This is a genomic window from Pseudogemmobacter blasticus (assembly GCF_003071405.1).
Taxonomy (GTDB): Bacteria; Pseudomonadota; Alphaproteobacteria; order Rhodobacterales; family Rhodobacteraceae; genus Pseudogemmobacter; species Pseudogemmobacter blasticus.
The window spans coordinates 2,870,923-2,892,566 of sequence record NZ_CP020470.1 but is presented as its reverse complement, the minus strand read 5'-3'; the positions used below and the strand labels follow the sequence as shown (position 1 = coordinate 2,892,566).

Here is a 21,644-nt window from a genome sequence, read left to right as displayed (position 1 = left end):
GCTTGTTGCGCCAATGTGGGCCGGTGCGGGCGCGGCCTCAAGCCCTGTCCTGCGGCTTGCGGGCCACATCACGCGATCTGTCGCCGGGTTGTGATTTCCGCAAGGCGCCACACCGCCTATGCTTGGATGATGATCATTCGCGCCCTTGCCCGTTCCGCCTGCCTTCTGTTGCTCGCCCTGATGGCGACCGGCGCCGCCCGCGCCGAGGTCACCTCGCAGGATCAGGTTCTGTCGGCTGACCTGCTGACCGGGTGGAAGATGGACAGCGGCGCCCATATGACCGCGCTGAAGCTGGACCTGGCGCCCGGCTGGAAAACCTATTGGCGCAGCCCCGGCGATGCCGGCATCCCGCCCCAGTTCGACTGGTCGGGGTCGCAGAACCTGCGCGCGGTGCGGCTGCACTGGCCCGCGCCCTCGGTCTTCCGCACCAACGGGATGCAGACCATCGGCTACCATGATCAGCTTGTGCTGCCGGTCGAGATCGTGGCCCTCGATCCGTCGAAGCCGGTGATCCTGTCGGCACAGGTCGAACTGGGCGTCTGCCATGACATCTGTATGCCGGCCTCGCTGGCGTTCCAGGCGGCGCTGCCCTCGCCCGGGGCGCAGGATGCCACGATCCGGGCCGCGCTGGCCGCCCGACCCAAGACCGCGAAAGAGGCCAGGCTGAAGACCATCGGCTGCAAGGTCGAGCCGATCAAGGACGGTCTGCGCCTGACCGCCACGCTGGACCTGCCGGCCCGCGGCGGGCGCGAAACCGTGGCGTTCGAGACGGCCGATCCTTCGGTCTGGGTCGCCGAAGCGGTGTCCCGGCGGCAGGGCGGCAAGCTGGTTGCGGTGACCGAACTGGTGCCACCCTCGGGCGCGCCCTTCGCGCTGAACCGCTCTGGCGTCACCGTGACCGTGATCGACGACCGCGGCGCGATCGAGATTGCCGGCTGCCCCGCCCCCTGACCGGCCAGAAGCGGGGGCCAGCCCCCGCACCCCGGGATATTTATGGACAGATGAAACGGTGGAACGACCCCGCCAGATCACTTGCGGCGCTTGTGTTCCTCAAGGCGCGGCAGGATCTCGACAAAGTTGCAGGGGCGGTGGCGGTAATCCAGTTGCCAGACCAGGATTTCGTCCCAGGCATCGCGGCAGGCGCCGGGGCTGCCCGGAAGGGCAAACAGGTATTTCCCCCCCGCCACGCCGCCGGTGGCCCGGCTTTGCACCGCCGAGGTGCCGATCTTCTGCATCGAGACCATGGTGAACACCGTGGCGAAGGCCTCGATCTCTTTCTCATAAACGTCGCGATGCGCCTCGACCGTGACATCGCGGCCGGTCAGCCCGGTGCCGCCGGTGGACAGGATCACATCCACCCCGGGATCGGCGATCCAGTCGCGCAGGCGGGCGGCGATCCTGTCGCGGTCATCGGTCACGATGTCGCGCGCGGCAAGGTGGTGGCCGGCCCCCGTCAGCCGTTCCACCAGCGTATCGCCCGAGCGGTCATCCCCGGCTGTTCGCGTGTCGCTGACCGTCAGAACGGCAATGCGGACCGGAATGAAATCGCGGGTCTCGTCGATGCGGCCCATGTCGTTACCCCCGTTCCATCACCGCCAGCCGCAGCGCCAGCAGCGCAAAGATCCCGGCCGATACGCGCCCCAGCCCGCGCGACAGCGCGGCCGACCGCGCCAGCCTTGCGCCAAGCCCCGCCGCCGTCAGCGCCACCGCGCCGTTGACCAGCAGCCCGCCCAGATTGAACACCAGCCCCAGCACCGCGAATTGCGGCAGAACCGGGCGGGACGGGTCCACGAACTGCGGCAGGAAGGCCAGGATGAACAGCGCCACCTTGGGGTTCAAAAGGTTCACCACCAGCGCCTCGCGAAAGATGCGCGGCAAGGACGCCGCGGCCACCGCGCCCGGACGCGCCGGCCCCGCCCGCAGGCTTTTGACCGCCAGCCACAGCAGATAGGCCACACCGGCCCAGCGGATGGCCTCGAAGGCGGCGGGATGGGCCTTCAGCAGCGCGGCCAGCCCCAGCGCCGCCACGGCCACATGCACCAGACAGCCCGCCGCGATGCCAAGGTTCGCCATCATGCCGGCCCGCGGCCCGCCGCGCAGCCCCTGCGCCAGCACGAACATCATATCCGCCCCCGGTGTCAGGTTCAGCGCCAGCCCGGCGGGGATGAAGGCGGCAAGCGTCAGCAGATCGACCGGAAGGTTCATCCCCGCAGCCTTGCCTTGAGCGACAGCAGGTCCGCCCAGGCCTCGCGCTTGGCAGACGGGTTGCGCAACAGATAGGCCGGGTGCGTCATCGGCAGCATCGGGCGGTTCAGCGCCTGCGTCCAGGTGCCCCGCGCCCGCAGGATGCCGCGGTTGCCGGTCAGCGCGATCAGCGGGGTATTGCCCATGACCACAATCACCTGCGGATCGACCAGCTCGATATGCCGTTCGACAAAGGGGCGCATCATGGCAATCTCACCCGGTTCCGGGTCGCGGTTGCCGGGCGGGCGCCAGGGCATGACATTGGTGATGTAAAGCGCCGCCCCGGCATCGGGGCTGCGGCGCGACAGGCCGATGGCCGCGAACATGCGGTCCAGCAACTGCCCGGCACGGCCCACGAAGGGCCGGCCTTCAATATCTTCGTCCCGTCCCGGTGCCTCGCCCAGAATCAGGACGCGCGCCCCGGGGTTGCCATCGGCGAAAACCGTGTTGCGGGCGCCCTTCTTCAGCTCGCAATGGTTGAAGGCCAGCAGCGCCTCGCGCAGATCGTCCAGCGATTGCGCAGCGGTGGCGGCGGTCTGCGCCAGCCGGACAGGATCGACCTCGGGCGCAGGCGCGGCGGCAACGGGCGGGGAAGGACGCGCCGGCACGGGCTGCGCGGCAGCCACGGGCAGGCGCGGCGCCTCGGCCGGCAGGTCGTAGCGGTTCAGGGGCGCATCGCCCAGAACCTCATCCACCCCGGCATCCAGTTGCCAGGCCAGCGCGGCCAGCGCGGCGTGCCAGTCTTCGGCGATGTCGGTAGCGATTCCCATGGCGCAAGGTAAGCCCCCGCCGGGAGCAGGGCAACCAAGGCCCGCGCGGATGCCTCAGCAGCTTGTCGGTTGCGGGGATGTGTGGCAGCAGGTGGCGATGGAGCACATCGTTCCGATCGTGATGCTTGCCCTGACCCTGGCCGGGGTCATCGCCCTGCCCGGGCCCGGGCTGCGGCTGGCCACAACGGTGGCCGTGACCGTGCTGAGCCTGATTCTCCTGAGCCCCACACCCTATGATCCCGGCGCAGGCTACGGAATCGGGTTGGCAATCCTGGTCTTCAGCTTGTTGCAACTCTGCGCGGTCGCCGGGGTGGCTCTGCTCGTCCTGCGCGTCACCGGATTGGTCCGGCCCGGTTGGGTCAGGACCATGGCGGTTGACCCATGGCTTGCGGGGTTTGCCATGCTGCCCGTCGCCGTTTGGCTGGCTTTGGTGCTGGGCGAGGCGCTGGCTGGAACCCGGGCGCCACTTGCCACCCACCTCGGTCTGCTGGGGGCCTGCGTGCTTGTGGCCGTATTCGCCCTTTTGCGCCTGCGCGGCATCCCACGCGGTGCAGCGCTTGGCCTTGCGCTGGCCTTTGCCGTGATCTGCGTCACTTCCATGCGGCTTGAAGCACAGATCATGGCCGCCCTGCCCGCCCCCGCGACAAAGAACCCCGCCTGCCTGAGCTTTGGCGGCGATGCGGCCCCTGCCCGCCCGCTGATGGGCCTGACGACGGCCAAACCCCTTCTTTTGCTGGCCGAGCAGGACGGGCAGATCGTGACCTGGCGCTGGTCCTTCCGGGGCATGTATTTCTCGCGTGCGGGCGGATCGCACCCCCTGCCCTGCCAGCCCGTCGCCGGAGGGCTGGTGCTTCCCTGACGCTTGCCCCCCCGCCCCCGCTTTGTCATAAGCGGACAAACCGAAGGGAAACGCCCATGGCCTTCCGTGCCCGCCATCTGCTTGGCATCGAACAGCTTGCCCCGCTGGAAATCACCACCGTCCTTGATCTGGCCGAACGCTATGTCGACCTGAACCGCTGCACGGTGAAACAGTCCGACGTGCTGGCAGGCATGACGCAGATCAACCTGTTCTTCGAGAATTCCACCCGAACCCAATCCAGCTTCGAACTGGCCGGCAAGCGGCTGGGGGCCGATGTGATGAACATGGCCGTGGCCAATTCGTCGGTGAAGAAGGGGGAAACCCTGATCGACACCGCGCTGACGCTGAACGCCATGCACCCCGACCTGCTGGTGGTGCGGCACGCGGCCTCGGGCGCGGTGAACCTGCTGGCGCAAAAGGTGGATTGCGCCGTCCTGAACGCGGGCGATGGCCGGCACGAACATCCGACGCAGGCCCTGCTGGATGCGCTGACCATCCGCCGCTCGAAAGGCCGGGTCGAACGCCTGACCATCGCAATCTGCGGCGACGTGGCCCACAGCCGGGTGGCCCGCTCGAACCTGATCCTGCTGGGCAAGATGGGCAACAACCTGCGCCTGATCGGCCCGCCCACGCTGATGCCCCCGGGCTTTGCCGAACTGGGGGCCGAGGTCTTCGACGACATGCGCGAAGGGCTGAAGGGCGCCGATGTGGTGATGATGCTGCGCTTGCAGAAGGAACGGATGGACGGCGGGTTCATCCCCTCGATGCGGGAATACTACCACCGCTTCGGGCTGGACGCGGAAAAGCTGAGCCATGCCAAGCCGGATGCCATTGTCATGCACCCCGGCCCCATGAACCGGGGGGTCGAGATCGACGGCGAGCTGGCCGACGACATCAACCACAGCGTCATTCAGGACCAGGTGGAAATGGGCGTCGCCGTGCGGATGGCCTGCATGGACCTGCTGGCGCGCAACCTGCGCGCCGAACGCGGGCGGCGGATCGTGGAGACGCTGGTATGATCCGGGCAGGCGCGGCGCCCCGCTTGACCAGGGGCATCCCGCAATGAGCGATGATCCCGGCCGCAAGCCTGCGAAACCCGACGCCCGCGCCAGCGGCATGGTGGCCATGGCCGTGCTGGTCTTCCTTGCGGTCTTCACCGCGGTTTTCGTGATGATGGGATAGCCGATGGCCCGGATCGAACCTGATAGCATCGTGGCCCGCGAGGCCGATCTTGGCGCCGACGAGACGGTGCTTGAAGAGTTCCGGGCCGACCGCACCACCTATTGGCGCCAGCATCTGGTTCTGGCGGCGGTGCTGGGGGTGGCGGCGGGGCTGTTGCTGATGTGGCAGGGCAACCCCTATCCGGTGGCCGGCCCGCTGGGGGCCATCCTCGCCATCGGCGCGCGGGCGGCCTATCTGGCGTCCGAGGCGCTGTCCGACCGCTGGCGCCTGACGAAGACCCGGCTGATCGGCCCCGGCGGGCGCATCCTGCCCCTGTCCTCGATCCAGACGGTGCGGCCGATCCTGGGCGCGGTGCAGGTGATCACCCGGTCGGGCGACAAGCATCTGATCAAGTATCTGGCAGACCCCGACGCGGTGGCAGACCGCATCGCCCGGGCCAGATCGTGACGGCGCAAGACGAACCCCAACCCCCGCCCCTGCCCGTGCCCGACGGGTGGGAGGGGATTCTGGAACCCGGAGAGCGTATCCTCTGGCAAGGCCAGCCCGCCGCGGGTCTGCGCTTGCAGGATCTGCTGGACAAGCGCACGCCCTTCGGGCTGGTCTTCGTCGGTTTCGCGGTGTTCTGGATGGTGCAGGCCGCAAGCGCCTCGGGCGTATTCATGGCGCTGTTCGGCCTGCCGTTTCTGGCGGTCGGGCTCAACATGGCCATCGGCGGCCCGCTGCGCGATGCCCGCCGCCGCCGCGCCACCTTCTACACGCTGACCGACCGCGCCGCCTTTGTGGCCACCCGCGGCACCGGCGCACGCAAGCTGGACCGTTACCCGCTGGGCCCCGGCTTCCGCCCCACGCTGGAAGACGGCGATCCGGGCAGCGTCTGGTTCGCCACATCGCAGGCTGATGCCCGTCGCGGCTGGCGCGGCACCGGATCGGCGCGCAGCTATGATCTGGTCCCGGTCGGGCAGCAGCGGATCGGGTTCGAACAGATTTCCGACGCGCGCATGGTCTATGGCCTGATGCTGGCCAACCTGCGCGATCAGGCCGGGGTGGCTGCGGCAAAGGGCTGACCCCGCGGGCAATGGACAGCGGCCCGCCCACCGCGTTATGAACCCCGCACCCCTGCGGCAAGGCAAAGGGCGCCATGACCATCCTTTTCACCGACGCACGCCTCATCGACCCCGAGGCGCTGACCGAAACCCAAGGCAGCCTTCTGGTGGCCGAAGACGGCAGCATCGCCGGCCCCTGGACCGGAAAGAAGCCGCCGAAAGGCACGACCGTCATCGACTGCGGCGGCAAATGCCTGGCGCCCGGCATCGTTGACTGGGGCGTCAAGATCGGGGAACCCGGCGAACGCCACCGCGAAAGTTTCCGCTCGGCCGGGCTGGCCGCCGCCGCCGGGGGCGTGACCACGATCATCGCCCGCCCCGACACGCTGCCCGCCATCGACACGCCGGAAACGCTGGAATTCGTCACCCGCCGCGCGGCCGAGGCCAGCCCCGTCCGCATCCGCCACATGGCCGCGCTGACCAAGGGCCGCGAAGGCCATGAGATGACCGAGATCGGCTTCCTGCTGGATGCCGGCGCCGTGGCCTTCACCGATGTCTTCTCGGTCTCGTCCGACAGCAAGGCGCTTGGCCGGGCGCTGACCTATGCCCGCAGCCTGGGCGCGCTGATCGTGGGCCACCCGCAAGACCCGGGCCTGTCCGCAGGCGCCGCCACCACCAGCGGCAAGTTCGCCAGCCTGCGCGGCCTGCCGGCGGTGTCCCCCATGGCCGAACGCATGGGGCTGGAGCGGGACCTTGCGCTGGTCGAGATGACGGGCGCGCGCTACCACGCCGACCAGATCACCACCGCCCGCTCCCTGCCCGCGCTGCGCCGCGCGCGTGAGGCCGGGCTGGACGTGACGGCCGGCACCTCGATCCACCACCTGACGCTGAACGAACTGGATGTCGGCGACTACCGCACCTTCTTCAAGCTGACCCCGCCCCTACGGTCGGAAGACGACCGCCAGGCGGTGATCGCCGCGCTGGCCGAGGGGCTGATCGACGTGATCGCCAGCTTCCACACCCCGGCGGATGAGGAATCGAAGCGCCTGCCCTTTGAAGAGGCCGCCCCCGGCGCGGTGGCGCTGGAAACCCTCCTGCCCGCGGCGATGCGGCTTTATCATGGTGGCCACCTGTCGCTGCCGCAACTGTTCCGCGCCATGGCGCTGAACCCCGCGCGCCGGCTGGGCCTGCCGCAAGGCCGGCTGGCCGAAGGCGCCCCGGCCGATCTGGTGCTGTTCGACCCGGACGCCCCCTTCCTGATGGACCGCTTCCGCCTGCGGTCAAAGTCCAAGAACACCCCCTTCGACGGCGCACGGATGGAGGGGCGGGTGCTGGCCACCTGGGTCGGCGGGGTCGAAGTCTTCCGGGCCGAGGGGTAAGCCACATGCCGGAACTTGTCACATCCTGGGGCCTGTTGGGCGTGACCGCCCTGCTGGCCTATCTCCTGGGTTCGGTGCCCTTCGGCGTGGTGATCACGCGCGCCATGGGCCTGGGCGATCTGCGCAAGATCGGTTCGGGCAACATCGGGGCAACCAACGTGCTGCGCACCGGCAACAAGGCGGCGGCGGCGGCAACGCTGGTGCTGGACGGGGCCAAGGGCGCGGTGGCGGTGCTGCTGGCCCGTGCCTTCGTCGGTGCCGAAGACGCCGCGCAGACCGCCGCGCTGGCGGCCTTTGTCGGGCATCTATACCCGTTCTGGCTGGGCTTTCGCGGCGGCAAGGGCGTGGCCACCTTCCTGGGCACGCTGATCGCACTGGCCTGGCCGGTGGGTCTGGCCGCCTGCGCCACCTGGCTGGTCGGCGCGGCGCTGACCCGCATCTCCTCGGCCGCGGCGCTGATCGCGGCGGCGGTCACTCCGCTCTGGCTCTGGGCCTTCGGGCAGGGGCAGATGCTGATTCTGGTGATCGTCCTGACGATCCTGATCTACATCCGCCACGCCGCCAATCTGGCCCGGATCAAGGCCGGAACCGAACCGAAGATCGGCCAGAAGAAAGGCTGACGCCGGATGCCGTGGGAACCGTCAGACGGGCTGATCCTCACGCTCCTGGCGCTGGTCCTGCTGTTCGTCTATCTCCTTCTGCGGCAGTTCACCGGGCGCAAGCCGCCCACACAACGCAAACCTCCCGCGCAGGGCAGGCCATCTGTCCGACGTCAGCCGCTTCCGGAATACAAACGCCCGCCCGTCCGGCCCAAGCCACATGTCCGGCGCAAGCGAACCCCGGAAAACAGCCCCTATGCCGTGGTTGACGGGTCGAACGTGATGCACTGGCGCGACAACACACCCGATCTTGGCCCCGTCATCGCCACCGTCGACATCCTGCAGGCGCGGGGTTACCGGACCGGGGTGATCTTTGATGCCAATGCGGGCTACAAGCTGACCGATCGCTATCAGGACGATGCGCAACTGGCCTATCTGCTTGGCCTTCCGGCAACGGACGTGTTCGTCGTGCCCAGGGGACAGCAGGCCGATCCCTTCCTGCTGGATTTCGCAAGCAAATCCGACGCGATCGTGGTCAGCAATGACCGCTTCCGCGACCGGATTGCCGACTATCCCGCCCTTTCCGCCCCCGGCCGCCTGATCCGGGGCGGCTGGCAGGATGGCAGGGTCAACCTGACCCTGCCCGAAGCCTAAAGGCTGGCCGCTTCATAGACCGGGGTCAGCGACCCGGCCCATTCACCTTCATAGGCGGCAAGCCAGCGGTCAGCCTGCACATTGCCGGTCTTCAGGCTTTCGACCAGCGGCGCAAGGAAGCGTTCCTCGCCAAGGCCGCGCGCGGCAAGCCCCGCATGGGACAGGGCCACAGCCGACCGCGCCAGATCCATCAGCCGCACGCCCCCCGCCTCGCCCCGCAGGGCCGAGACCGAGGCCGCAACGCGCAGGCCCTGCCGGGTTTCGGCATCCAGCCCCTTGACCAGATCCCAGGCGGAATCCAGCGCGGTCTGGTCATACATCAGCCCGGTCCAGAACGCCGGCAAGGCCACCAGATGCGGCCGGTCGCCGGCATCGGCGCCGCGCATCTCGATATAGCGCTTCACGCGCGCCTCGGGGAAAACCGTGGTCAGGTGGTCGGCCCAATCGCTCAGCGTGGGCTTTTCCCCCGGCAGCGCCGGCAGTTGCCCCTTCAGGAAATCGCGGAACGACTGGCCAAGCGCGTTGATGTATTTGCCGTCGCGGTAGACGAAATACATCGGCACATCCAGCACCCAGTCGACATAGCGCTGAAAGCCCATGCCCGGTTCAAAGGCAAAGGGCAGCATCCCGGTGCGGCTGGCATCCAGATCGCGCCAGATCCGGCTGCGCCAACTGCGGTGGCCGTTCGCCGCCCCGTCGAAGAACGGCGAACTGGCGAACAGCGCGGTCGCCACCGGCTGCAAGGCCAGCGCCACCCGCAGCTTCTGCACCATGTCGGCCTCGGACCCGAAGTCCAGGTTCACCTGCACGGTCGAGGTGCGATACATCATCTGCGTGCCATGGGTGCCGACGCGGCCCATGTAATCGGTCATCAGGCGGTAGCGGCCTTTCGGCATTACCGGCATCTGGTCATGCCGCCATTCCGGCGCGGCCCCCAGCGACAGGAAGCGGATGCCCAGCGGGGTGGCGATAGTCTCCACTTCCGACAGGTGGTTGTCCAGTTCGGCGGCAACCTCATGGATGCCGGTCAGGGGCGCACCCGACAGTTCAAACTGCCCGCCCGGCTCCAGGCTGATGTTGGCACCGTTCCGCGTCAGCCCGATGGTGTTCTCGCCTTCCCGCACCGGGGTCCAGCCGAACCGCGTCTCAAGCCCCTTGAACAGGGCCGAGATCGAGCGGTCGCCGGCATAGGGCAGCGGGGTGCGGCTGTCGGTCAGCCAGCCGAACTTTTCATGCTCGGTGCCGATGCGCCAGTCGGCCTTGGGCTTGCAGCCGGCCTCAAGGAAGCCGGCAAGCTGGTCAAAGCTCTCGATCGGTCCGCCGCCGGACTGGGGAATCGACATGAGGGCTGGCTCCGGTTTTCTTGCAGGGTCATGGTCCGCACCCTTGGGGAGAGTGCGTCTCGGGATGGCAAGAGGTGGAGCGGCGCGCCCGGCCTGTCAAGCCCGGCCAGCACCCGCATCACGAAAGCTGATGACGTTGCTGACGGGCCGCCTCCAGACCCGCGTTTCATCCAGCGCCAGCGTGGGCAGGCGCGACAGGTCTTCCTCGGGCTCGGGCGACTTGCCTTGCAGCGCGGCCACCAGCGCGGCCGACGACAGGCCCGGCAGCGCCGAAAACGTGTCGAACAGCGCCGGCGCCCCGGCGGCATCCAGCGGAATCAGCAGGGCGCGGCCATTGGTTTCGTTCAGCCGCCACATCTGGCGGCCCCGGAATTTTGTCAGCCGCAGTTCGGCCAGATCGTCCAGGCTGATTTCGCCACCCAGCTTGGGGTGCAGGTAGCGCACCCGCGCCTCTGTCACCTCAACCAGACCGGGCGCGCCGGGGTCGATGTCGAACCGCGCGCGGCGCAGGCCAAGAATGGCCCAGCCGGCGCCAAGGGCAACGAAGGCCAGCCCGGCAAACAGCGGCAGCCAGCCGCCTTTCGCGATGGTCCACACCCCCACGGCAACCGTGGCAAGGCCGGCGGCCGGATCGACCCAGCGGCGCATCAGGCTTGTGACTTCAGGACGGATCAGGCTCATGTCGTCTCCCCGACCCGGAAAGGGCCGCGCAAAAAGGCGATGCGATACCAGCCGATCTGGGCAAAGCCGATCGCCCGGTAGGCGCGCGCCGCAGCTTCGTTATTGGCGAACAGAACCGCCTCACTCATCCCTTCCGCGCGCATCTCGGCCAGCAGGGCACGGGTCACCTCGCGCCCCAGGCCGCGACCGCGCAGCGGCGGCGGCACGAACACGCCGCCGACCTGCACCATCCGCGCCACCCGCGCATTCAGCGCCGCCATGGCCAGCGGCCCCTCGGGGCCGACCAGAAGCCGCGTGTCAGGGCCGGCGATCGCGTCCCGAACCCGATCGGCCACCAGGGCCGCCGTCGGCCCCGGTTCGCCAGACGCAAGCCCGGTTTCCCTGAGATACGCGTCAAACCAGCCGCTGAGAAGGGTCGCGTCCCCGGGCAGGGGGCGACGCAGCGACGCGGCATCGGGCGGCGCGGGCGGCAAGCGGGCCAGATCCAGCCGGAGCAGCGGTTCATGGTTCACCCGCCGGACCGCCGCCATCGGCAGGCGCAGCGCGGTCAGCAGCCGGTCGGTCTGCCCGGCCTCTCCCGCCGCGCCCACAATTGTGCGCCCGCGCAGCGCCAGGGCAAAATCGGCAATCGCCTCGGGCACCCCGGTCGCCTGCGGCAGCAGCATCCCGTTCGCGGCATGGCCCAGAACAGCCCGGATCGGCCCGGTTTCCGGCCAACGCCAATAGGTTGTGCGAAACGGATTCGGCGGTCCCGACAGGCCATGCGCCGCCAGACTGTTGCGCAGGAACATCGAGGTTGCGCTGTGGCCCGCCAGAAAGGCGTCCAGCTCCGCCTCCTCGCCCGGCACGGCCAGACGGATCACCGCCAGTCCCCGAATCGGGCCTGCCACAGCGTCAGCGCCGCCAGAGCCGCCGTTTCGGCGCGCAGGATGCGCGGGCCCAGGCTGACCGGCGTGACGAAGGGTCGCGCCGCCAGCCGGGCGCGTTCGTCGTCGGAAAAGCCGCCTTCCGGACCAATCAGGATGGCCGCCGGTTCGCCCGGCGATCCGGCCTCCCAGCCGCCGCCCGCCCCGGCGCGGGCCTCATCGGCCCAGTAAAGCCGCCGCCCCTCGGGCCAGCCCGCCAGCAGCCGGTCCAGCGGTTGCAGGTCTTCCACCACCGGCACCCAGGTCGCGCCGCATTGTTCGGCCGCCTCAACCGCATGGGCCTGCTGCTTGTCGGTGCGCAGCCGTTCCGAATTCATGTGCCGCGTCGAAACCGGCATCAGCCGGGCCGCGCCCAGTTCCACCGCCTTTTCCACGATGAAATTGGTGCGGTCCTTCTTCACCGGGCTGAACAGCAGCCACAGGTCGGGCGGCGCCCCCTGCGGCGCGGTCTGCTCCGCACAGACGGCAATGCCGCGCCGGCGACCGGCCTCGGCCACCTCGGCCCGCCATTCGCCATCCTGGCCGTTGAACAGATGCACCGCATCGCCCGCCCCCAGCCGCATGACGGCAAACAGATAGTTTGCCCGGGCTTCATCCAGGGCAACGGCTTGCCCCGGCCCAAGCGGCTGATCTACAAACACCCTGATCTTCGGCCCTGTCATGAGGCGACCCTATGTTTGAACCGCCCAGAACGCCAGAGGCCGCGCCCTTGGGCGCGGTGGCCGACGCCCCCCCCGACAACTGGGTCGATGTCTGGGCGCCCGAACCGCTGCGCCCCTATCTGCGCCTGTCGCGCGCCGACCGGCCCATCGGCACCTGGCTTCTGTATATCCCCTGCCTCTGGGCGGTGGCGCTGGCCGCCAATGCCGATGGCTTCCGCCTGTGGGACATCTGGCTGATTCTGTCGTCAGGCCTTGGCGCCTTTCTGATGCGCGGCGCGGGCTGCACCTGGAACGACATCACCGACCGCGACATTGATGCCGCCGTGGCCCGCACCAAAAGCCGCCCCATCCCCTCGGGGCAGGTCTCGGTGGGGCAGGCCCTGATCTGGATGGTGGCGCAGGCGCTGGTCTCGGCGCTGATCCTGTTCAGCTACAACTGGCTGTCGGTGGGCCTTGGCATCGCCTCGCTGGCATTGGTCGCGATCTATCCCTTCGCCAAGCGGTTCACCTGGTGGCCGCAGGTCTTTCTGGGGCTGGCCTTCAACTGGGGGGCGGTGCTGATCTGGGCCGCCCATTCCGGCAGCGTGCCCTTTGCCGCGCTGCTGCTTTACGCCTCGGGCATTGCCTGGACGCTGTATTACGACACGATCTACGCCCATCAGGACAAGGAAGATGACGCGCTGATTGGCGTCAAATCCACCGCGCGCCTGTTCGGCGACAACAGCGGCGCCTGGCTGGCGGGGTTCCTGGTGCTGGCCGTGCTGCTGATGGCGGCGGCGGTGATCCTCACCATCCTGCCCTCGCGCGGGCTGCTGCCGATGGGGATCGCGCTGGCGGGCGTCTGGGGCTTCGGCCTGCACATGGTCTGGCAGATGCGCCGGCTGGACCTTGACGATCCGGCCAGTTGCCGCGCCGCCTTTCTGGCCAACCGCGATGCCGGGCTGATCGCTGTGCTGTTTCTTGCCGTCGCGGCGCTGGTCTGATTGAACCCGGGCCGACAAACCCCTAGGAAGCGGGGGTTGCCGCTGCCGAGTCCGTCCCTTGCCCAAGCGTCTGCTGCGCCTTTCCCCGACCGTCCTTGCCGCGCTGACCTTTGCAGCGGCCGGTGTCCTGATGCTTTGCGTGGCCTTCGGCGCCGCGCTGGTGATCGAGCGGCGCTCTGAAACCGTGATCTCGGAACGGCTGGCCGCCGCTGGAATGGGCTGGGCCAGCGTTGAAACCAACGGCTTGCAGGTGCTGCTTTCCGGCACCGCCCCGAATGAGGCCGCGCGCTTCTCGGCGCTGAACCTGGTCGGCAGCCTGATCGACAGCTCGCGCATCCGCGACGGGCTGGACGTGGCCCCCGCCAGCGCCCTGGAAGCGCCCCGCTTCTCGGTCGAGATGCTGCGCAATGATGACGGGATACAGTTGATCGGCCTGATGCCCGAAGTGCCCGCCGACAAGGGCCTGACCGCGGAAGAGCTGGCCATCGCCGCCGCCGAACTGACACCGGGCAGCGAACCCGCCAACATGCTGCAAGCCGCCGCCTACCCGCCCCCCGAAACCTGGGACGCCGCGCTGGATTTCGGCCTGCAGGCGTTGCAGATGCTCAAGCGATCCAAGATCTCGGTCTCGGCCGAACTGGTCGAGGTGACGGCCATCGCCGCCAGCGCCGATGAAAAGCGCCGCTTTGAAACCCTGCTTGCCGCCCGCAAACCCGAAGGTGTGCGTCTGGTCACCGACATCTCGGCCCCGCGCCCGGTGATCACGCCCTTCACCCTGCGCTTCCTCAAGGATGCCAACGGCGCCCGTTTCGATGCCTGCTCGGCCGATACCGACCGCGCGCGCCTTCAGATCCTGGCCGCCGCCCGCGAAGCCGGCCTGCCTGACGGCGCCACCTGTGTCATCGGGCTTGGCGTGCCCTCGCCCCGCTGGGGCGAGGCCGCCGCCGCCGGCATCCGCGCCGTGGCCGCCCTTGGTTCGGCCACGCTGACCTTTTCGGATGCCGACATCACCCTTGTCGCGGGTGAAGGCGTCTCGCAGGCCGATTTCGACCGCGTGGTCGGCGATCTCAGCGCCGCCCTGCCCGATGTGTTCTCGCTGGAGGCCACCCCGCCCAAGGCCGATGCCGCCACCCTTGGCCCGGCCGAATTCACCGCGAAACTGTCGGGCGAAGGCAAGGTGGAACTGCGCGGACGTCTGGTAGACGAGGCGCAGCAGGCCGCGGTCGATGCCTTCGCAAAGGCCGAATTCGGCGCGTCCAAGGTCTATGTCGCCACCCGGCTTGACCCTGAACTTCCCAACGGCTGGCCCGTCCGCGTGCTGGCCGGGATCGAGGCGCTGGCGGAACTGCACGAAGGCAGCCTTCTGGTCCGCGCCGATCTGGTTGAAGTGAAGGGCATTACCGGATCGCAGGGGTCGCGGGCGCGGATCACCCAGATCCTGTCGTCGCGACTGGGTCAGGGCCAGACCTTCCGCGTCGATGTGCGCTATGACGAGGCGCTGGACCCGCTGGCCGCGCTGCCCACCCCGCAGGAATGTGCAGACCGGGTTGGTGCGGTCATGGCCAGCCGCAAGATCGCCTTCACCCCCGGTTCGGCCGAAATCGCCTCGGAAGCTGGGCCGGTGATCGACGCGCTGGCCGCCATCCTGAAGGATTGCCCCGGCATCCGCATGGAGATTGCCGGCCATACCGATTCGCAAGGATCGGAAAGCGGCAACCAGGCGCTCAGCCAGGCCCGGGCCGAAGCGGTGCTGATCGCGCTGCAAGGCCGCCGGATCGACGTGTCCGGCATGGTCGCCATGGGGTATGGCGAATCCACCCCCATCGCCGACAACGGCACCGAAGAGGGGCGCGAAGCCAACCGCCGCATCGAATTCGTGCTCAAGGAACCCGGCGCCGCCGCCCCCGCCGGCAACGCCAGCGCCCCGGCCGAAGCCGGCGAAGCGCCCGCCCCGGAAGCGGCAGCCGGCGGCCCTGACTTCTCGAACGACACCAGCCCCTCGGTGGCGCCCACCGAAAAGACCATCCGACCGAAACCGCGCCCCGCGCGGAATGGCTGAGGCCAAGGAAGACCCATGGACCGCACCACATTCGTCATCGCGACCGCCATCACCCTGCTGCTTTCCTTTGCGATGGGGTGGTTCGCGCATTGGATCCTGCACCGCTTCTCGCGCCAGTCGGGCGGCACCGATCTGGCCGAGATGGACCGTCTGGCCCAGTCCCTGCACGAGGCGGAAGAGGTGCGCGATCAGGCGGTGATCTATCTGGAACAGCGCGAGGGCGAATTGCTGAACCAGATCTCGCAGACCGAAGCCGAATTGCGCGCCGCGATGGATGGCCTGCGCGACGCAAGGCAAGAGGCCGAGGAGATGCGCGCCTATATCGAACGGATGCACGCGAACGGCTGACATCTGGCCTTTGTGCCGGCCCGGGCGTAGCCTTTCGCGCGATTTGCCGACAGATTTGCCGACAAGGACATTGCCCATGGCCCGCCCCCGCCTTTCCGCCGCCGCGCTGGTCGCCGCAACCCTGTCATGTGCCGCCACGGCCCGGGCCGACGCCGTGTCGGACGCGCTGGAGGCTGCGCAGGCCGCCTATGCTGCGGGCGACCTGACCGCCACCTCGCATGGCATCGCCGAAGCCAGCGCCGCCCTGTCCGCCCTGCAATCGGCCGAACTTCTGGCCCTTCTGCCCCCTGCCCCGGACGGCTGGACCCGGTCCGAAAACACCGACATGACCGCCAGCATGATCGTGGTCGGCGGCGGGTCGGGGATCGAGGCCACCTACACCACCCCGCAAGGCGTGACCTTCACGCTGGTGATCCTGGCCGACAATCCGATGGTCACCTCGGTGAAAGAGATGTTCGCCAACGAAATGCTGGTCACCATGATGGGCGGCGCGAAACCCATCGGCGGGGCCAGCTATCTGGCGCAGGACGAACGCAGCCTGATGACGCTGGTCGATGACCGGCTCATCGTGCAGGCCTCCGGCGCCCCCGTCGCGGTGATGGAGCCGGTTCTGGCCCGGATCGACCACGCGGCGTTGGCCGCCTATGGCAAATAGCGCCGCATCCGGCCAGCCGGCGCCAAGTTTGCCGTCGCACTGGACCTAAACCCGGCCCCGAACTGGACAAGCGGGGGCCGGCCATGTCATCGGTCTGCGATCCGTGTTTCCTGACCCCGAGGTCTGTCATGCTCGATACCGTCACCAACCTGCGCGACCTGCTGAAAGACCCGTCGCTTCTGGCGACCAAGGCCTATGTGGCCGGCGAATGGATCGACGCCGACGATGGCACCACCTTCGCCGTGGTGAACCCCGCCCGTGGCGACGTGATCGCCGAAGTGCCGAACCTGTCGCGCGCCGAAACCGCCCGCGCCATTGCGGCAGCGCAGGTCGCCCAAAAGGAATGGGCCGCGCGCACCGCCAAGGAACGCGCGGTGATCCTGCGCAAGTGGTTCGACCTGATGATGGCCAATCAGGATGATCTTGGCATCATCCTCTGCGCCGAAATGGGCAAGCCACTGGCCGAGGCCAAGGGCGAGATCGCCTATGGTGCCAGCTTCATCGAATGGTTCGGCGAAGAGGCCAAGCGCGTCTATGGCGAAACCATCCCCGGCCACCAGCGCGACAAGCGCCTGACGGTGATCAAGCAGCCCATCGGCGTTGTCGCCTCGATCACGCCGTGGAACTTTCCCAATGCGATGATCACCCGCAAATGCGGGCCGGCGCTGGCCGTGGGCTGCGCCTTCGTTGCCCGCCCGGCGGCGGAAACCCCGCTGTCGGCGCTGGCGCTGGCGGTTCTGGGCGAACGCGCGGGTCTGCCCAAGGGGGTTCTCTCGATCATCACCTCGAAGAAATCCTCCGACATCGGCAAGGAATTCTGCGAGAACCCGATCGTCCGCAAGCTGACCTTCACCGGCAGCACCGAGGTTGGCCGCATCCTGCTGCGGCAGGCCGCCGATCAGGTGATGAAATGCAGCATGGAACTGGGCGGCAATGCGCCCTTCATCGTGTTCGACGATGCCGATCTGGATGCCGCCGTCGCCGGCGCCATGGCGTCCAAGTTCCGCAACAACGGCCAGACCTGCGTCTGCGCCAACCGCATCTATGTGCAGGCCGGCGTCTATGACGCCTTCGCCGCCAAGCTGCGCGACGCGGTGGCCAAGACCAAGGTCGGCGACGGCCTGACCGGCGACGTGCAGTTCGGCCCGCTGGTCAACCATGCCGCCGTGGAAAAGGTGCAGGAACACATCGCCGATGCCACCGCGAAGGGTGCCTCGGTCATTCTGGGCGGCAAGCCGCACGAACTGGGCGGCAACTTCTTCCAGCCCACCATCCTGACCGGCGTCACCGACCAGATGGTCGTGACGAATGAGGAAACCTTCGGCCCCGTCGCGCCGCTCTTCAAGTTCGACACCGAGGAAGAGGTGATCGCCAAGGCCAATGACACGATCTTCGGTCTGGCCTCGTATTTCTACGCCCGCGACATCGGCCGCATCACCCGCGTCCAGGAGGCGCTGGAATACGGCATCGTCGGCGTGAATACCGGCATCATCTCGACCGAGGTCGCCCCCTTCGGCGGCGTCAAGCAATCGGGCCTTGGCCGCGAGGGCAGCCATCACGGGATGGAAGATTACCTTGAAATGAAATACATCTGTCTGTCGATCTGACCGGCATCCTGTTCGAAACGGCAAGGGGCGGGTCACCGCCCCTTTGTCATGTCAGGAGAAGACCGATGTCCGAAGACTATGTTCCGCCCAAGGTCTGGACCTGGGAAAAGCCCTCGGGCGGCACCTTCGCCTCGATCAACCGCCCCGTGGCCGGCCCCACCCATGATGCCGCGCTTCCGGTCGGCAAGCACCCGCTTCAGCTTTATTCGCTGGCCACGCCGAACGGCATCAAGGCCACCATCCTGCTGGAAGAGCTGCTGGAAGCCGGCCACGATGCCGAATACGACGCCTGGCTGATCGACATCAACAAGGGCGACCAGTTCGGTTCGGGCTTCGTGGCGGTGAACCCGAATTCCAAGATCCCCGCGCTGATGGACCATTCGACCAACCCGCCGCAGCGGGTGTTCGAAAGCGCCTCGATCATGCTTTATCTGGCCGAAAAGTTCGGCGGCGCCTTCATCCCGAAGGCCCCCGCCGCGCGCACCGAAATGCTGTCCTGGCTGTTCTGGCAGATGGGCAGCGCCCCCTTCGTCGGCGGCGGCTTCGGCCATTTCTATGCCTATGCCCCGGTCAAGATCGAATACGCCATCAACCGCTATGCGATGGAGGCCAAGCGCCAGCTTGACGTGCTGAACCGGCATCTGGCGCAGAACGACTGGATGGCCGGCGGCGAATACACGCTGGCCGACATGGCGATCTGGTCCTGGTATGGCAGCCTGGTTCTGGGCCGCGCCTATAACGCGGCCGAATTCCTGGATGTGGCAAGCTATGCCCATGTCCTGGAATGGGCCCGGCGAATCGATGCCCGTCCCGGCGTGATCCGGGGCCGCAAGGTGAACCGCACCTGGGGTGAGCCGTCCGAGCAGCTTCGCGAACGTCACTCCGCCGCCGATTTCGACAGCCTTCCCAAGGGCTGATCTTGCGAACGGCGCTGGCCAGCCCGCAACGGGCTGGCCGCAATACTTTGTAAACACTGATGTTATCGGATAGCGCCGCCGGGTTTCCCGCTAGCGGCGCCGCGTTTTTGCCTAACCTGCCGGGTCTGCCCAGATTGGCCTCATCGCCCCGCTGCCACGGGGTCAGCCAGGAAAGGACAACCCGATGTTCACCACTGTCAAATCTGCCCGCACCGCCGCGCTGGCCGCCCTGACCGCCCTGTCGGTCGCGGCCGTGCCCGCGGCCCCCGCGCTGGCCATGGGGGACAAGGAAAAGGGCTTCGTCGCAGGTGCCCTGACCGCCGTGATCGTGGACGAACTGCTGAAGCAGGGCCGCCAGGCCCGTGAACACCGCCGGGAGCCGGTCTATGGCGCACCGCCGGTCTATGCGCCTGCCCCGGTTTACAACCCCGCGCCGGTCTATGCCCCCGCGCCGGTTGCCACCACCTCGATCCATGCCACACCGGTTGCACGGGCCTTCAACACCTATTCGCTGCGCGAACGTCAGGCGATCCAGCGCAGCCTGCGCGCCTCGGGCTACTACGCCGGCTCGATCGACGGCGCCTTCGGCCCGCGCACCTATAACGCCGTCGTGGCCTATGCCCGCGATGCGGGCGCGCGCAACAACCTGCAAACCACCGGCGGCGCCTTTGCGATCTATGACGGGCTGATCTTCTGATCCGCCCCACCCGACAGGCGGCCCTGATCTTGCTTCCCCAGCCGGGGCCGCCCGCCCCCTTTCCGACCCCATCGGAAAGGGGGCTTTTCCTTCGCCGCGTCTCAGTCTGCGGTCATGTTCCAGGTGAACCAGGTCGTGTCATGCACGGTTTCCGCATCGCGCAGCACCCCGGCAACCGCGTCCGGCGGAACCACCGCCCCGCTGCGCCGGTGCGTCCATTCCAGCCGCATCGCGCCCGCGTCCGTCGCTTGCCCGGCAAAGTCGAAACGGAAGGCCGGGTTCTCCAGATGCACCTCGGGGGGCGGGTTGAAATCGAACCCCGCACCCGTGATCCGCACCACATGATGAAACACCGCCGGCCCGCCGCTTTGCATCGGCAAGACCCGGGGCCCGGGCTGCCGGTCCGGCAGGTTTGACGCGAAATCCTCGGCCGCGAAGGGGAAATCCTGATCCAGCCCGTCCGTGCGCAACGCCAGTCTGGGCAACCAGTAGCTTTCCTCCATCACCAGCCGGTTCTGTGGCCGGTCATCGGTCATGGCAATCGGATCACGCAGGATCAGGCCGGGATAGCGGTTCTGGTAGAACTCCAGATAATCGGTCTCGATCTGGCCGCGGGGCGAGGTGGCCCAGCGTTGCCGCATCGAATCCGCCGCCCCGCCGCGATAGACCGAGGTGACGGTCAGGAAGACCCCCGCAAAGTTGAAGTGATAGCTTTCCGTCACATCGGTGGACCAGGCGGTTTCCGCCGTGACCGGAATCGGCTCCAGCACCCGCTGCCCGGCCCCGGCCAGCGGCAGCGCCCAGGCATATTCGGGCGGGGCCATGGTGGCAAAATCGCCGCCCTGATGCGATCCGGTCGGGTCCACCCAATAGGCCCGGCCCTTCACCATGATCCGCACGATGGCATGATCAAAGGCCCCCAGCATGGGCACCTCTGCCGGCAGGGCTGCGCCATTGTCGATGTCGGTCAGCGCCACCTGCGCCTCAACCCCCAGCCGCCGCAGCATCACCACCAGCAGCAGCGCCTTGTCCTTGCAATCGCCAAAGCCCGAGGTGATCACCTCTGCCGGCTTGCGCGCAACAATTCCGCCCGCCCCGATCGAAAGCGAGACATAGCGCAATTCGTCCTGCACCAGCCGCAGCGCCGCAATGGCCCGCGTCTCGGGGCCGGAATTCGCCGCCGCAATCGCGGCAACCTTTGCGTCCCATTCCGGCGTCAGCGGATAGTCGGCGCCATAGCGGGGCGTCAGCGCCGCCGACAGCGGCCCCCAGTCCGGGTCGGCGCTCAGCCGCAGATAGGCGGTCGGGTCATCCTGCGGCGGCACCGCCTCTTCGGCACGGGGCGGCACATGGCCCAGCCGCTGCCATTCGTGGCGCACCGTGCCATCCGGTCCGGGGCCTTCGGCATGGATCACCCGGTCCGGCAACGCGCCCAGGGTCATGGGCCAGTCCTTCGGCCAGAACACCACCGTGCGCGTCAGCACCACCGGCACATTCCATTCCATCACGGCAAAGACCGAGCGTTCCCCCGCCCCCACCATCGGCTTCATCTCGCGCAGGCTGGCGTAATCGACAATGTCGCCCACCCGCAGGTCGGGCACCTGCAGATAGGCCGTCAGCGACCCGTCCAGGATCCCCTCCTCCAGCCGCTGTTCGCGGCGGAACACCTCGGGCGTCACCTTGTCGATCAGGTCGATCTCGCGCCCGTCGCGCAGGATCTTCAGCCGGGTCAGCGTCATGCGGTCAAAGGCCGGGTCATAGTCGAAGCTGATCGTCGCAGCCTCTTCCAGCCCGGCACGGTCGGTGACCTGCATCACCGTGCGGGCATAGGAATGGCGCTCCTCGCCCACGAACATGACCTGATAGTCGCTGAGGATGTAATGCACCCCGTCCTGCGCCTCGGCTTTCAGACGGGCATCGTCGGCCGGCAGGGGCAGCTCTTCCACCCAGTCCGGCGCGGGGCCAACGGCAAAGCCTTGTGCCCAGGCGGGCGCCGCAAGGCACAGAAACAGGGCAAATCTCAACAGGTGCAACAT

At 68.1% G+C, this 21,644-nt stretch carries 23 protein-coding genes; 15 read left to right on the top strand and 8 right to left on the bottom strand.

Annotated elements, in window-relative coordinates:
* Positions 1-129 precede the first annotated feature (129 nt).
* On the top strand, positions 130-951 hold the full coding sequence (locus B6K69_RS14120) for a protein-disulfide reductase DsbD domain-containing protein (RefSeq protein WP_108644949.1): 822 nt from the start codon (positions 130-132) through the stop codon (positions 949-951).
* A gap of 77 nt (positions 952-1,028) precedes the next feature.
* On the opposite strand, the gene moaB is transcribed toward B6K69_RS14120, so the two are convergent.
* Genes moaB through B6K69_RS14105 form a run of 3 tightly spaced genes read right to left on the bottom strand, consistent with a single transcriptional unit; the run spans position 1,029 to position 3,014 of the window.
* Positions 1,029-1,571: a molybdenum cofactor biosynthesis protein B gene (gene moaB / locus B6K69_RS14115; RefSeq protein WP_108644234.1), complete on the bottom strand. Its 543-nt coding sequence runs from the start codon at positions 1,569-1,571 to the stop codon at positions 1,029-1,031.
* Positions 1,572-1,575: 4 nt separating this feature from the next.
* On the bottom strand, positions 1,576-2,205 hold the full coding sequence (locus B6K69_RS14110; RefSeq protein WP_108644233.1) for a LysE family translocator: 630 nt from the start codon (positions 2,203-2,205) through the stop codon (positions 1,576-1,578).
* Entirely contained in the window at positions 2,202-3,014 is an 813-nt protein-coding gene (locus B6K69_RS14105; RefSeq protein WP_108644232.1) for a uracil-DNA glycosylase, read from the bottom strand. Before B6K69_RS14105 ends, B6K69_RS14110 begins: the two co-directional genes overlap by 4 nt.
* A gap of 97 nt (positions 3,015-3,111) precedes the next feature.
* Between B6K69_RS14105 and B6K69_RS14100 the strand changes: the two genes are divergently transcribed.
* From B6K69_RS14100 to B6K69_RS14070, 7 genes are all read left to right on the top strand, one after another.
* Entirely contained in the window at positions 3,112-3,873 is a 762-nt protein-coding gene (locus tag B6K69_RS14100) for a hypothetical protein (protein WP_108644231.1), read from the top strand.
* A 56-nt stretch (positions 3,874-3,929) separates the two neighbouring features.
* Positions 3,930-4,892 (top strand): aspartate carbamoyltransferase catalytic subunit, encoded by a 963-nt coding sequence (locus B6K69_RS14095; RefSeq protein WP_108644230.1) that lies wholly within the window; start codon positions 3,930-3,932, stop codon positions 4,890-4,892.
* A gap of 166 nt (positions 4,893-5,058) precedes the next feature.
* Positions 5,059-5,502, top strand: a complete 444-nt coding sequence (locus tag B6K69_RS14090; protein ID WP_107673694.1) for a hypothetical protein — start codon at positions 5,059-5,061, stop codon at positions 5,500-5,502.
* Positions 5,499-6,119 (top strand): aspartate carbamoyltransferase catalytic subunit, encoded by a 621-nt coding sequence (locus B6K69_RS14085; RefSeq protein WP_123876573.1) that lies wholly within the window; start codon positions 5,499-5,501, stop codon positions 6,117-6,119. The genes B6K69_RS14090 and B6K69_RS14085 overlap by 4 nt, the downstream gene beginning before the upstream one ends.
* Before the next feature lie 74 nt (positions 6,120-6,193).
* Positions 6,194-7,477, top strand: coding sequence for a dihydroorotase (gene pyrC / locus B6K69_RS14080; RefSeq protein WP_108644228.1), 1,284 nt, complete (start codon positions 6,194-6,196; stop codon positions 7,475-7,477).
* Positions 7,478-7,482: 5 nt separating this feature from the next.
* Positions 7,483-8,097 (top strand): glycerol-3-phosphate 1-O-acyltransferase PlsY, encoded by a 615-nt coding sequence (gene plsY / locus B6K69_RS14075; protein ID WP_108644227.1) that lies wholly within the window; start codon positions 7,483-7,485, stop codon positions 8,095-8,097.
* Between the two features lie 6 nt (positions 8,098-8,103).
* On the top strand, positions 8,104-8,730 hold the full coding sequence (locus B6K69_RS14070) for an NYN domain-containing protein (protein WP_108644226.1): 627 nt from the start codon (positions 8,104-8,106) through the stop codon (positions 8,728-8,730).
* Here the strand turns inward: B6K69_RS14070 and B6K69_RS14065 are convergent.
* From B6K69_RS14065 to B6K69_RS14050, 4 genes are all read right to left on the bottom strand, one after another.
* Positions 8,727-10,073 (bottom strand): glutamate--cysteine ligase, encoded by a 1,347-nt coding sequence (locus tag B6K69_RS14065; protein WP_108644225.1) that lies wholly within the window; start codon positions 10,071-10,073, stop codon positions 8,727-8,729. The genes B6K69_RS14070 and B6K69_RS14065 overlap by 4 nt on opposite strands.
* Before the next feature lie 96 nt (positions 10,074-10,169).
* Complete coding sequence (locus B6K69_RS14060; protein ID WP_108644224.1) at positions 10,170-10,754, bottom strand: hypothetical protein; 585 nt, start codon at positions 10,752-10,754, stop codon at positions 10,170-10,172.
* Entirely contained in the window at positions 10,751-11,617 is an 867-nt protein-coding gene (locus tag B6K69_RS14055) for a GNAT family N-acetyltransferase (RefSeq protein WP_123876572.1), read from the bottom strand. Before B6K69_RS14055 ends, B6K69_RS14060 begins: the two co-directional genes overlap by 4 nt.
* Positions 11,614-12,342 carry a 16S rRNA (uracil(1498)-N(3))-methyltransferase gene (locus B6K69_RS14050; RefSeq protein ID WP_108644222.1) on the bottom strand — a complete coding sequence of 243 codons (729 nt, stop codon included), beginning with the start codon at positions 12,340-12,342 and terminating at the stop codon, positions 11,614-11,616. The genes B6K69_RS14055 and B6K69_RS14050 overlap by 4 nt, the downstream gene beginning before the upstream one ends.
* 11 nt (positions 12,343-12,353) lie before the next feature.
* On the opposite strand from B6K69_RS14050, the gene ubiA reads away from it, so the two are divergent.
* The 7 genes from ubiA (at position 12,354) to B6K69_RS14015 (ending at position 19,608) form a co-directional block, all read left to right on the top strand.
* Positions 12,354-13,325: a 4-hydroxybenzoate octaprenyltransferase gene (gene ubiA / locus B6K69_RS14045; protein ID WP_108644221.1), complete on the top strand. Its 972-nt coding sequence runs from the start codon at positions 12,354-12,356 to the stop codon at positions 13,323-13,325.
* A 58-nt stretch (positions 13,326-13,383) separates the two neighbouring features.
* Positions 13,384-15,384 carry an OmpA family protein gene (locus B6K69_RS14040; RefSeq protein ID WP_228156745.1) on the top strand — a complete coding sequence of 667 codons (2,001 nt, stop codon included), beginning with the start codon at positions 13,384-13,386 and terminating at the stop codon, positions 15,382-15,384.
* Between the two features lie 15 nt (positions 15,385-15,399).
* Positions 15,400-15,732, top strand: coding sequence for a hypothetical protein (locus tag B6K69_RS14035; RefSeq protein WP_107673705.1), 333 nt, complete (start codon positions 15,400-15,402; stop codon positions 15,730-15,732).
* A 76-nt stretch (positions 15,733-15,808) separates the two neighbouring features.
* Positions 15,809-16,387 (top strand): hypothetical protein, encoded by a 579-nt coding sequence (locus B6K69_RS14030; protein ID WP_108644220.1) that lies wholly within the window; start codon positions 15,809-15,811, stop codon positions 16,385-16,387.
* Between the two features lie 128 nt (positions 16,388-16,515).
* A complete protein-coding gene (locus B6K69_RS14025) occupies positions 16,516-17,994 on the top strand; it encodes an NAD-dependent succinate-semialdehyde dehydrogenase (protein ID WP_108644219.1) in 1,479 nt (492 codons plus the stop codon).
* Between the two features lie 65 nt (positions 17,995-18,059).
* Positions 18,060-18,911 (top strand): glutathione-dependent disulfide-bond oxidoreductase, encoded by an 852-nt coding sequence (yghU, locus tag B6K69_RS14020; RefSeq protein WP_108644218.1) that lies wholly within the window; start codon positions 18,060-18,062, stop codon positions 18,909-18,911.
* A 184-nt stretch (positions 18,912-19,095) separates the two neighbouring features.
* Entirely contained in the window at positions 19,096-19,608 is a 513-nt protein-coding gene (locus tag B6K69_RS14015) for a peptidoglycan-binding domain-containing protein (protein ID WP_108644217.1), read from the top strand.
* A gap of 101 nt (positions 19,609-19,709) precedes the next feature.
* Here the strand turns inward: B6K69_RS14015 and B6K69_RS14010 are convergent, their stop codons facing one another.
* The gene (locus B6K69_RS14010; RefSeq protein ID WP_108644216.1) at positions 19,710-21,644 is read right to left on the bottom strand and encodes a DUF3857 domain-containing protein; all 1,935 of its coding nucleotides are present in this window, start codon (positions 21,642-21,644) and stop codon (positions 19,710-19,712) included.